Below are 12,430 nucleotides of genomic sequence, written 5' to 3'. Positions count from 1 at the left end.
TTTCATAAATTGCAGATAAGAGAAATACTATTCCAAGAAAGTCATTGAACTATCAAACACCATTGGAAGTATTTTTGAGTTACATGAATGAAGATGTTCTGTCTAGCTTAATTTGACAAATCAGATTATGAAATAAATTCAATTATTTTATTACATCCGTATATTTTTTTTCAAATAATGGACTAACTGATCTGTTTTCATGGATACGCGTAATCGCATTACCCATTAAATTACTAATACTTACTTCAACAATTTTGTCGATTTTTTTATCTTCAGGAAGATAAATTGAATCTGTAACAATCAATTGTTTGATTACTGAATTTTGAATTCTATCGATAGCTGGACCTGATAAGACAGGATGTGTACAGCATGCATAAACCTCAGTAGCTCCTGCTTCAGAAAGAGCTTGAGCGGCTAATGTAATCGTTCCTGCAGTATCGATCATATCGTCAATCAAAATACATTTTTTTCCTTTTACGTTTCCAATAATATTCATAACTTCGGCTACATTTGCTTTAGGACGACGTTTGTCAATAATAGCAATTGATGATTTTAAGAATTCAGATAATTTACGGGCACGGGTCACTCCTCCGTGATCTGGTGAAACAACAACTACGTCATCTCCTTCAGTAACAATTCCTTGCGTTAAGAAATAATTTGCTAAAAGAGGAGCACCTACCAAATGGTCGACAGGCATATCGAAAAACCCTTGAATTTGAGCAGCATGTAAGTCTAAAGTCAGCATACGGTCCGCTCCAGCAGCAGTAATCATATTAGCAACGAGTTTTGCAGTAATAGGTTCTCTAGAACGAGCTTTACGGTCTTGTCTTGCATAGCCATAATACGGCATAACAATATTAATTGTTAATGCACTTGCACGTTTTAAAGCGTCAATCATAATCAATAATTCCATTATGTTATCATTTACGGGACTTGATGTTGACTGAATAATATAGACATGTGATCCACGAATGCTTTCTTCAATATTGATTCTAATTTCTCCATCGCTGAATTGATCCACAGATAGTTTCCCTAATTCTACTCCTACTGATTCAGCAATTTTTTCTGCTAATGGCCTATTTGAGTTTAACGCAAAAATCTTTAACTTAGAATCAAAATACTGTTCTGACATAGTTACCTCCACTTTTTTATTTGCAACTTGTTTACTTCATACCCATCAATAATAGTTAATTTTTCACTGAAAATCAAGCAATTTAGTAATTTATAGTTAATTTTTAATGTGGCAACTTGTCAAAGTAATTCGGTTTATTCTCTTGACGAGCTCTTGCGATAGCAAGCGACTCAGCAGATACATCTTTAGTAATAGTGGAACCTGCAGCAATGTAAACATTTGTTTCAATTTTAACTGGCGCAACTAAGTTAGCATTGCACCCTATAAATACATTATCGCCAATAGTTGTGCGGTGTTTATGTTTCCCATCATAATTAACAAAAACAGTGCCACATCCGACATTAATATTTTCCCCTAAATCAGCATCTCCAATATAAGTTAAATGCCCTACTTTAGTATCTTTAGCAATGATTGCATTTTTGATTTCAACAAAATTTCCGATGTGAACAGAATTTCCAATCGTACTATTTGGTCGTAGATGACTATATGGTCCAATATTGCTATTATCTGACATCGTAGAATCTACAATAGTAGAACTTTTCACTTGAACTTGATTCCCAATTTCACTATTTGAAATTTCGGAATTTGACCCAATAAGGCAATCCTCTCCAATAACGGTCTTGCCTTTAAGGATCACTCCAGCTTCAATAATTGTATCTGAACCAATTTCAACCTCACTGTCAATATAAGTTGTAGCTGGATCAACAAAGGTAACACCATTTTGCATATGTTTTTTATTGATTCGACGTCTCATTAATTTAGCTGCTTCGGCTAGAGCAATGCGGTCATTAACACCCAACGCTTCTTCCTCATAGTCCATTTTATAAGCTGAAACGACGTATTCTTGTTTTTTTAATATTTCAATCACATCTGGCAAATAATATTCGCCTTGAACATTATCATTTCCAACTTGTTTAAGTGCTTCAAACAATAATTGATTGTCGAAGCAATACGTTCCTGTATTGATTTCTTGAACTTGTAATTCTTCTGAGCTAGCATCTTTTTGTTCAACTATTTTTTCAACATTTCCTAATCCATTCCGAATCACTCGACCATAACCAGTAGGATTTTCAGCATGTGCTGTTAGAATAGTTGCTTTTGCCCCTTGTTCTTGATGATTATCAAATAAATGGCTTAATGTTTCGGCTGTTAAAAGTGGCGTATCCCCACAAATAACCAATGTCGTTCCTTCTTTATCTTTTAAAAGTTCTTCAGCTTGAATAACAGCATGTCCTGTCCCTAACTGTTCAAACTGAACCGCGTATTCAGAACGCGTTCCAAGGTAATCCTTTACTTTTTCAGCACCAACTCCAACAATCGTTACGATCTTATCTGCACCTACAGCTTCGACTTGACTAACTACATGACCAACCATAGGTTTTCCTGCAACTGGATGCAATACTTTATATAACTTAGATTTCATTCTTGAACCTTGTCCTGCTGCTAATATAACTGCATAACGTTGTAACATTACATAAACCCCTATCTAATTTAGTTACTTTTAAATGTTTAATTACTTGATTTTTTTAATTTAATTAAAGGCTTTTTACTACTAAGTCTCCTATTGTATAATAGCTTATACACCGTGAGTTTTCAAGATACAATATAGATCCTCTGTTTTTTCCTCTGGTATCAATGGGAAAATAAAATAAGGACAAAAGTAACTTAATTACTAATGTCCTTACTATTTTTTTAGCAGATCATAAAATAAATTAGATAACTAAAAAGTCATTCGTGATCCATTCAAACGTACTTTAGGCTGAAAACATCTAAAGGTATCATTCAAGCTTGTCAATCGTAATAAACTTCATCTAAAAATAGTCCTTGAGAAGGCACAGTCATACCGGCATCACTTCTGATCCCGCTCTTAAAGATGGCGTCAATAGCCTCCGGTTCCGTCATACCCAATCCAATTTCTATAATCGTTCCCATAATGATTCTAATCATTTTGTATAAGAATCCTTCTCCGGTAAACGTAAAGTGTAACAGATCGCCTTCTTTTTGGATCTTGATTTCATCGATAGTCCTAACTGTCGATTTTTTTGATTTCTTTAGAGAAGAGAAACCGATAAAGTCATGTTTTCCAACAAGTTTGTTGCAAGCCTCGTTCATTTTAGCAATATCAAGTTCTCCAGGGTAATCATAACTGAAATTGCGCTCAAATACAGAGGGTATAGGATTATTCCAGACATAGTAGCTGTATTTTTTTCCATTAGCATTATACCTAGCATGGAATCTTTCTGGTACTTCCTCAAGTTTCTTCACGATAATATCACGTGGAAGATAACGGTTTAGATGGTCTAACATCGCTGGAAATTCCATGGTAGCTATTGTTTTAAAATTGGCTACCTGCCCATTAGCATGAGCTCCTGCATCCGTACGTCCGGATCCGATTATTTCAATTTTATCTCCTGTCATTGCTGATAAAACATTTTCTATTTTTCCTTGAATCGTTTTATCTGAATCACTAAGTCTTTGCCAGCCTAAATATCTGCCGCCATCATATTCAATCGTCATTTTAATATTTCTCATTTTATCCCTCATATTCATCTTATTCTGTTCATGTTTTATATCGTACACTTCATTATCAGACCTGTATCAACCTATTAGATTAACCAATGATCACATTTAGTGCTAAATAATAATTTTTGTTTATTAACTTCTTCATTTGAACAGACGCAGTTCAACAAGCATAGCTTTTTTAATAAGTCGGTTATTATAAACTCATTTTCTAACTTAAACTTTACTAATTCTAGCCCATATTTCATTTCTTCTAAACATAGGCGGCACAAGCGGCGCGTTGTAAGAAGCTAACATATAATTTGATTGCCTTTCATAACCCTTTTCCAGTATCCATGCTTCTAATCTTTTCTTCATTTTCAATTCTTTTGATTCATTAGAAAAACCTGAATACTGTATTGATCCGAATAAACCTTTATCGAACTTTTTCACTTTTAAATTTGGGTTGTTCGGCTCTGGTATTTGGTTACTATACTTTTCTGGAACAACAAATGCCATTTTCTTTTTTTCTTCAGTTTCTTCTTGAATAACCGGTATCGTCATTGAAATTTTTTCGTTTTCTTTATTGTCACTAGATATATACTTGAATAACGAGCCAAATCCATTTCTAATTTCCGGATCATTTGTATTTTCATATTCGACGATAAAAAAATCAACATATTTTCTTATCTCAAATTCCTCTTCTTTCATCAATACATCATAATCCGGTGTTTCATATTTACTCATAGAATCACTCCATTCATAATAAGTTAATGATTATATCCTTATTATATCATTTTTAATTCTATATCCTTCATGATTATATTCCAACTAACTATTTGCAGCTTATCCTAGTTTAATATACTAGTACGATTTCCTATTTTTTTATACCTTAAACATAAACTTATGCTGAAAAAAGAGAAAAAATCTTTCGTTATACACTCATATTAATACGGATGAACTAGTGATGTTAGAGGTTTATTAACGCCAGAATACCTTAATCACTAAAATTGGTAAGTATCTATAACAATAAAGATGGACACCTGATACTATTATTGAGAAGCTTTTCAAGTCACATGGATGAAGCTATTTGATTTAGCTTGATTTGACAAATCAACTTTTATTGAAATAATTTCCGGGTTGTACATGTATTGTTTTCTCGCGGACATTCACTTCATCAACACATAAAAGAGAAGTGTATTCATCAACCATTCTATTACCACTAAACGTAGACTCTGCAAAAACAGTGATCCCAACTAGTTCTGCTTCAAATTCTTCGATCAAGCTCTTCATACCATTAACGGTACCTCCGCCTTTCATGAAATCATCTACGATCAATACTCGAGATCCACGACGTAAACTTCTTTTAGATAACTCCATTTTTTCAACACGATCTGAGGATCCAGAAACATAATTGACACTAACCGTTGATCCTTCTGTTATTTTAGAATCCCGGCGGACAATAACAAAGGGCACATTCAAATACGTTGATACTGCTTGAGCAATTGGTACGCCTTTTGTCGCTACTGTCATAACAGCGTCAATCGGTTGTTCTAAATATTTAGTTGCAATAATTTTCCCTACTTGGCGCAGCACACTTGGTTGTCCTAACAAGTCAGATAGATAGACATATCCACCTGGTAATAAACGATCTGATTCTGATAAACGTTCACACATTTCTTTCACAAATTCTTCAGCTTCATCTTTTGCGATTTGAGGTATATAACGCACTCCTCCTGCTGCTCCAGGAACGGTTTCTAGCGTTCCGGTACCTCTTTCTCTAAACGTTTTTTTAACGATACTTAAATCTTCACTAATAGAAGATTTAGCAGAATCATAACGGTTAGCAAAATAGGTAAGTGGTACTAACATATGAGGTCGTTCTAACATATAGCGCGTGATGTCAATCAAGCGTTCACTTCTTTTTATTTTCATTATTTCACCTTTTCTATCGTTTTATTTTTTTAATTTTGCCAGGTCATTATTTCTATCAAACATTATTATACGCGTTTCGTACGTAAAAAGGTAGCTTTTTAAATAATATGATAAAAACGTTCGTTTTTATCAGCAGTTTCTCATTAAAAAAAATACGAACCTTCGTATTCATTTAATTTATACTTTAACTGAATGAAAAAAGGATTGAGCAAAAACTCAATCCTTTTTTCATATTCGATTATTTATTATGATCGACTTTTTTTATATCTCATTTGTTGGACTATTTTCATCGTTACTGTTGTAATCACAAAAATGGCAATAAATATTAAGGTTATCGTTGCACCTGGTGGAGTACCCCATTCATATGAAACTGTCAGTCCTGTAAACATACCTGTAATACCGACAACGATTCCTACAAAAATAACCCATTTGAAACTATTGCTTATCCGCATGGCAATAGCTGCTGGCAGAATCATAATAGCTGATACAAGCAAGGCTCCTGCAATTGGCATGATTACTGCAATTGTGACCCCTGTAATCACATTAAAGAGGATCGACATCAATCGTGCTGGCAAGCCAGCTGTGAAAGCTGTATCTTCATCAAAAGTCAACACATACATCGGTCTGCGAAAGACAAAAAATAATACTACTACAATTATAAATAATGCCACTAATAAGTAAAGTTGTGGTTGACTGATCGTCACAATTGACCCGAATAAATACTGTTGGATAGTAGTAGTGGATCCACCGCTGCTTAGACTCATTAAGACAAGCGCTAAGGACATTCCAGTAGACATCAGGATAGCAATTGAAATTTCAGAATAAGATTTATACAAACTTCCTAAATACTCTATGATCACTGCCGCAATAATTACTACGACCAACGTCATAAAAGTTGGATTCACATTTAAAAATAGCCCCAATGCAATTCCTGCTAAAGAAATATGGGCTAAAGTATCTGCCATTAATGATTGCCTTCTAAGAACTAAGAAGAGACCTAAAATAGGAGCAATAACCGCAATTAAGAATGCGGCTTGGAATGCTCGCTGCATGAATCCATAGAAAAACATCTCCATGGGGAATCCTCCTTTCGTACAAGCCGAATGTGCCTATCCGCATAGTTTTTAATATCTTCATGATCATGCGTTACCATTAAAATGCCTTTGCCATGAAACTCACTGTTGTGCTTTAACAATTCATAAAAATCGGTTCTAGATTCTAGATCCATACCGGTAGTAGGTTCATCTAGAACAAACAAATCTGGATCTGTTGCAAAAATACGAGCTAATGAAATCCGTTGCTTTTGTCCTCCAGAAAGTTCTCCAATTTTTTTTTGGCGTAAATCCCACATACCTACTGATTTCAATGCACGTTCAACATGCTCATGATCTTCAGCATCTAAGCGTTTAAACCATTTCCCTCTTTGATAACGGCCTGATCGAACCAATTCCAAGACTGTACTAGGAAAACCCGCATTAAAAGAAGCTACTTGTTGTGGAATGTAGCCAATTGCCAACGGTTCATTTCTATTATTGACAGCAGAAATTTTAGCTGTTCCTTTAGTTGGTTTAAGCAGCCCTAAAATATTGCGCAATAGGGTTGATTTTGCGGCTCCATTTTCTCCTGTTAGCATAACAAACTCACCAGGATCGACCGTAAACGAAATATTTTCTAATACTGGTTCTTCATCATAATAAAAAGATAAATCATTTACTTCAACGTAATGCATGGATATCCCTTCTTTCTTTTTACCTAGCGAAAAGAGCTTTCACTCCAATTACTGTTGCTTTAATTGATACTTTTTTGAAGAGCCGCAAGATTATTTTTCATTACTTGAATATAATCGATCCCTTTTTCTTGATCCTCTGTCGTAATACCTTCAACCGGATTTAATATTTCTAATTGTGTACCCGTTTCATTTGCCAATGTTTCAGCAATTTGACTAGAAGATGCTTCTGCATAATAGATATAGTTTATATCGTTCTCTTTTACATAATCTTGTAGCTCAGCCAACTTAGCTGGACTTGGCTCTTGTTCGGTTGAAATCCCAGCAATCGAAACTTGTTCTAAGTTATATCTATCAGCTAAATAGGCAAAAGCCGCATGTTGAGTCACAAACGTACGTTTTGTCGCTCCACTAAATGCCATTTCAAATTCTTGATCTAAGGCCTGTAATTTTTCATTATAATCGATTGCATTTGTTTCATACACGTCTTTATTTTCTGGATCTGCAGCAATCAGGCCTTCTTTGATGTTGCTAACTTCTTCTTGAGCAAGTACAGGATCCAACCAAATATGAGGATCTACTTCATGACCCTGTTCTTCTGCTTCTTCATGATCCTGTTCTTCTGCTTCATGCTCGTCGGGATCTTCAGTTGATTCCAATAAAGAGATCCCTTCGCTAGCATTTATAACAACCGTATTTTCTGTATCAATACTGTCTAAAACGCTTGGGACCCAAACTTCCATTTCTTCACTGTTGTATATAAAAACATCGGCATCTGAAATTGCCGTAACTTCTTTCGCACTTGGTTCATAACCATGTGTATCTGTACCTGCTTCTAACAACATTGTTATTTCTGCTTTGTCTCCAGCCACATTTTTTGTGAAATCATACATTGGATAAAAAGTTGTAACAACTTTTAATGTATTTGATTTTGGCTGAGTATCTTCCTGATTCCCACATCCTACTGCTGCAATCAGTAAGATAGAAAATAGAGATATAACTCCAATTCTTTTTTTTCTATTCATTGGACTTTTATCCTCCTTTAATTTTTTTATTTAACTACTGCTTTCATCTAAATCGTAACCATTACTATTTAAAATCCATTATGTAGCTTATCATTATCTGCTATGTCCGTCAAGAAAAAAAGACTATGTAAAGAAAAAATTTAAATTCGAAACGGATTTTTAAAGTCTATTCTAGAATAATTACCTAAATATATAAGGTGGGGACGAAAATTTTGCCTCGTCCCCACCTTGCATGACCTTCTTTGGTCTACTTTAGTGTGCGCACTAAGTAAACTTCATTACAAAATCCTTTTAGACCATTATACACTCTTTGAGCTTTTGAGTATTTTTCACATAAAGCATAAACTGTAGGGCCGCTTCCACTCATTAAAGCAGCATCCGCTCCAAACTGGAGCATCTTTTTTTTGATACGCTTAATATCTGGTTGTTTTATAGCAGATACGGTTTCTAACGCATTACCCGTACTGCTAGCCATTTGAATATAATTTTTTTCTTGAATAGCTGCTAACATTTTTTTTGTTTCGGGATGAACTAGTTGTTCAAACGAAAGATTCTCAAAAATGGTCCAGGTTGAAATCCCTTTTTTAGGTTTAACCAGCACTACCCAACATTGTGGCAAGGTATCAATTTGTTTGATTTTTTCTCCTCGCCCGGTTGCATAGACCGTTCCACCGTAAATACAGTAGGGAACATCCGAGCCAATTTGTTCTCCTAGAAGAGCTAGTTCATCATTGCTCAAGTTCAAATGCCATAATCGATTAAGTCCTCTTAACGTAGCAGCCGCATCACTACTGCCACCGGCTAGACCAGCAGCAATTGGAATTTTTTTTTCAATACTTATATTGACACCTTTTTTGATCTGATAGGTTTCTTTTAAAAGTTTCGCTGCTTTGTACGCATGATTTCTTTGATCTAGTGGTAAAAAGCCATTCGTTGACTGAATAACGATTCGATCCTCTTCAATTGTTTTTAACACTATACGATCTGCCAAGTCAATTGAAGTCATTACCATCTCCATTTCATGGTAACCATCTGCTCTTTTATACAACACATCCAAGCTTAAATTAATTTTTGCCGGGGCCTTTTCTATTATCTCCATTTACACTTCACTCCTTTCCTGCATATTTTCTATTGTCTGTAAAACATACTAGCCTAAAAGAAAAGATTTGAAAAGCAAGAAAGGCATAATTTAACTTAAATAGTATAAAAAGTTTAAATTAATAGCCTCTAATTAGTAACATTCGCCATAATGGAGCTATTTTAGGCTTTTAATCTATTCAAAATACTTTTTTTCTAATAGAAAAAGGTCCAAGACAAAAATGTCTCAGACCTCTTCTCTTTATGTACGAGGAGCCGTTAATACAATTTTCATTCTAATAAAATTTTCCAAAAAATTATTTCACTGTTTACTTGAGTCTATACAAAAAAAACGAGCTTACAATAGCTCGTTAAAATTGGTTCTATTTGATTTTAATTTTATGATTTAAGCTAATTGACGATTTTCTTCACCAATATATTCAATTTCTACGGATTGAGTTAAAACATCTGTGTAACTATATGAAACACGTTCAAATGAATTTTCTTCTTGGTCTAGCTCAACCACAAATACTGAATGGTAAGTGTCGGCTAAAATACCTTTACGTTCGGTTTTTTTCTTTCGACCAGCTTGCGCGGTCAACATAATCTTTTTACCTAAATGATCATCTAAGCTCTCTTTAATGTCTGCTAATGTACTTGGCATCAGATTCACCTCACTCATCTAGTGTAAGTATACCATACTATGTGAAATTTTACAAGTATACCATAAGAAAACAGCTTGCACAAATAATAATTCTCTCATATAAACTTTTTTTTAATCTCTTGATACCATTGATACATAGGCTTATTTCCGAAAAAAAATTAATCTTTTTCTAATACAATTTCATCAATTGCATCAGATAAACGAGCAAATTCTTCCAAGCTCAGTGTTTCGCCACGACGTTTTGGATCAATACCTGCCACTTCTAGGGCTTTGGTAAGTTTTTCTCTAGTACTATCCTCTTTGCCATATCTGATCAATAAATTATTCCAAAGTGTTTTACGTCTTTGTACAAAAGCCGAACGAACAAGCGCAAAAAAAGATTTTTCATTCTTGACCGTTACACTTGGTGTAGCTCTTCTGGTTAGCTTAATGATGGCAGAATCAATATTTGGCTGTGGTATAAAGACTGTTTTAGGGACAATGAAAGCAATTTCTGCTTTCATGTGGTATTGAATAGCTATCGATAAAGATCCATAGGCTTTGCTTCCTGGAGCAGCTGTTATCCGTTCAGCCACTTCTTTTTGCATCATGATCGTTAATCCATCGATTCGAACAGGTGTCTCCAAGAAATGCATAATAATAGGTGTTGTAATATAGTAAGGTAAATTTGCCACCACGACTAAAGGTTCATCTAAATCAATCATTTCAGGTAAAGCTTGTTGTAAATTGACCTTAAGTACGTCGCTATGGACAATAGAAACATTATCATAAGGACTAAGGGTATCTGCTAAAACTGGCAATAAACGGTTATCTATTTCAAAAGCAATAACCTCCTTACTTGCTCTTGCAAGATGTTCGGTCAACGCTCCGATACCGGGTCCAACTTCAATAACGTTTGTATTCTTATCTATATCCGATGCTGCTACAATATTACTTAAAATATTAGGATCCACAATAAAATTCTGCCCTAAGCTCTTCTTTACTGAGAAACCGTATTTCTCCATTATTTCTTTGGTTCTTGATGGGGTTGCTATATCTTTATGCGTTGTCATTTTCTTCCTCCAAAATTTGTTGCATCACTGTTACAACTTCTTCAGGCGAGATTTGAAACATTTGCAATCTCTTTTGAAGTTGCTTTCCATTAGTGTAACCTATGTTGAGTTTCTCACCCAATTTTGTTCGTCTCATTCGAGCATTTGGTCCCATGATCAAACCAGCATCCATTAACAATTCTTTAGAGATGAGCGACTCTTTAGCTATGGTTTCGGTGTAGCATTTCGATAATGCTGCACGTATCGCTTCAGGCGAAGCATGTTCAATACCCAAACTGCCTTTACCCTTTGCTCTAGTCTCAGCTTTTGTTAAAAAAGCATGTTTCACTCCTGGAACGGCTTGGGAAATGATTTTCCGGATTTTTTCACCAGGAAAATCTGGATCTGTAAAGACAATAACACCTCTTGTTTCGTAAGCTTTTTCTATCAGCTTTAATGTTTCTTCATCAATAGCCGAACCTTTTGTTTCAATCGTATCTGCTTCAACTGATTCCAAAATACGTCTTGTATCATCGCGTCCTTCAACAACAATAATTTCTTTTATTTTTTCCATTAAACTAACCTAAATAAACGATTGGCATTTTGCATTGTTTGTTTAGCTACTTCTTCATAACTAATGCCTCTTTGTTTAGCTACTTCTTCGGCTACATATTTGACATATGCCGGTTCATTCCGTTTGCCTCTGAATGGCATTGGTGCCAAGTAAGGAGCATCCGTTTCAATCAATAATTTATCAAAAGGAGCCGTTTTAGCTACTTCTCTCACTTCAGGAGCATTCTTAAAAGTGATGACGCCACTTACAGAAATATGCATCCCCAAATCTAAAAAACGTTCCATCCATAATGCATCGCCGCTAAAGCTATGCATGATTCCGCCAATATCTTCAACATGTTCTTTCTTCATCAGCTCATAGGTATCCTCAATAGAATCTCTCATATGAATACTGATAGGCATCTTTAACTCTTTTGCAATTTGGATCTGTCTATGAAAAACATCCTTTTGGACATCTTTTGGAGAAGTATCCCAATGATAGTCTAAACCCATTTCGCCCATTGCCACAACTTTTGGTAATTGCAATTGCTGATATAACTTTTCTTCAATTTCTTCAGTGTACAAATAGCTTTCAGTAGGATGCCAACCAATAATACTGTAAACTTCTGGATATTCTTTGCTTAAGGCTAACGTTTTTTTTATCGTTTCAGTATCAAATCCAACAACGGCCATTCTAGTAACGTCATTTTCAATTGCACGTTGCACGGTTTCTGGAATCTCATTATCAAATTCTTCTGCATTAATATGCGTATGCGTATCAAATAACAT

At 34.9% G+C, this 12,430-nt stretch carries 13 protein-coding genes and 1 pseudogene; 1 reads left to right on the top strand and 13 read right to left on the bottom strand.

The features are described 5' to 3' along the window. Positions 1-8: 8 nt before the first annotated feature. A pseudogene (locus J7E16_RS06845) lies at positions 9-116 on the top strand (IS30 family transposase); the annotation flags it as partial. 26 nt (positions 117-142) lie between these two features. Here J7E16_RS06845 and J7E16_RS06840 read toward each other — a convergent pair. The 13 genes from J7E16_RS06840 to J7E16_RS06780 all read right to left on the bottom strand — a co-directional run bounded on the left by J7E16_RS06840 (position 143) and on the right by J7E16_RS06780 (position 12,430). Beyond that, positions 143-1,132, bottom strand: coding sequence for a ribose-phosphate diphosphokinase (locus tag J7E16_RS06840; protein WP_034547217.1), 990 nt, complete (start codon positions 1,130-1,132; stop codon positions 143-145). A 103-nt stretch (positions 1,133-1,235) separates the two neighbouring features. Continuing rightward, positions 1,236-2,603 carry a bifunctional UDP-N-acetylglucosamine diphosphorylase/glucosamine-1-phosphate N-acetyltransferase GlmU gene (glmU, locus tag J7E16_RS06835; protein WP_214890246.1) on the bottom strand — a complete coding sequence of 456 codons (1,368 nt, stop codon included), beginning with the start codon at positions 2,601-2,603 and terminating at the stop codon, positions 1,236-1,238. 320 nt (positions 2,604-2,923) lie between these two features. Next, positions 2,924-3,664: a tRNA pseudouridine(38-40) synthase TruA gene (gene truA / locus J7E16_RS06830; RefSeq protein WP_214890242.1), complete on the bottom strand. Its 741-nt coding sequence runs from the start codon at positions 3,662-3,664 to the stop codon at positions 2,924-2,926. A 204-nt stretch (positions 3,665-3,868) separates the two neighbouring features. Beyond that, positions 3,869-4,378 carry an SOUL family heme-binding protein gene (locus tag J7E16_RS06825; protein WP_214890239.1) on the bottom strand — a complete coding sequence of 170 codons (510 nt, stop codon included), beginning with the start codon at positions 4,376-4,378 and terminating at the stop codon, positions 3,869-3,871. Between the two features lie 366 nt (positions 4,379-4,744). Continuing rightward, entirely contained in the window at positions 4,745-5,566 is an 822-nt protein-coding gene (purR, locus tag J7E16_RS06820) for a pur operon repressor (RefSeq protein ID WP_214890234.1), read from the bottom strand. Between the two features lie 245 nt (positions 5,567-5,811). Beyond that, complete coding sequence (locus J7E16_RS06815) at positions 5,812-6,642, bottom strand: metal ABC transporter permease (RefSeq protein ID WP_214890231.1); 831 nt, start codon at positions 6,640-6,642, stop codon at positions 5,812-5,814. Then, positions 6,588-7,295 carry a metal ABC transporter ATP-binding protein gene (locus J7E16_RS06810; RefSeq protein WP_214890229.1) on the bottom strand — a complete coding sequence of 236 codons (708 nt, stop codon included), beginning with the start codon at positions 7,293-7,295 and terminating at the stop codon, positions 6,588-6,590. The genes J7E16_RS06815 and J7E16_RS06810 overlap by 55 nt, the downstream gene beginning before the upstream one ends. 59 nt (positions 7,296-7,354) lie before the next feature. Then, complete coding sequence (locus J7E16_RS06805; protein WP_214890228.1) at positions 7,355-8,317, bottom strand: metal ABC transporter substrate-binding protein; 963 nt, start codon at positions 8,315-8,317, stop codon at positions 7,355-7,357. A gap of 247 nt (positions 8,318-8,564) precedes the next feature. Beyond that, entirely contained in the window at positions 8,565-9,416 is an 852-nt protein-coding gene (gene ispE, locus J7E16_RS06800; RefSeq protein WP_034547200.1) for a 4-(cytidine 5'-diphospho)-2-C-methyl-D-erythritol kinase, read from the bottom strand. Positions 9,417-9,800: 384 nt separating this feature from the next. After that, complete coding sequence (locus tag J7E16_RS06795; RefSeq protein ID WP_214890227.1) at positions 9,801-10,058, bottom strand: Veg family protein; 258 nt, start codon at positions 10,056-10,058, stop codon at positions 9,801-9,803. 158 nt (positions 10,059-10,216) lie between these two features. Then, positions 10,217-11,110, bottom strand: coding sequence for a 16S rRNA (adenine(1518)-N(6)/adenine(1519)-N(6))-dimethyltransferase RsmA (gene rsmA / locus J7E16_RS06790; RefSeq protein WP_214890226.1), 894 nt, complete (start codon positions 11,108-11,110; stop codon positions 10,217-10,219). Then, complete coding sequence (gene rnmV / locus J7E16_RS06785; protein ID WP_214890225.1) at positions 11,097-11,663, bottom strand: ribonuclease M5; 567 nt, start codon at positions 11,661-11,663, stop codon at positions 11,097-11,099. The genes rsmA and rnmV overlap by 14 nt, the downstream gene beginning before the upstream one ends. Beyond that, complete coding sequence (locus J7E16_RS06780) at positions 11,663-12,430, bottom strand: TatD family hydrolase (protein WP_214890223.1); 768 nt, start codon at positions 12,428-12,430, stop codon at positions 11,663-11,665. Before J7E16_RS06780 ends, rnmV begins: the two co-directional genes overlap by 1 nt.

This window comes from Carnobacterium sp. ISL-102 (genome assembly GCF_018612935.1).
Lineage (GTDB): Bacteria > Bacillota > Bacilli > Lactobacillales > Carnobacteriaceae > Carnobacterium_B > Carnobacterium_B alterfunditum.
This window is presented reverse-complemented; position numbering and strand designations above follow the sequence as displayed.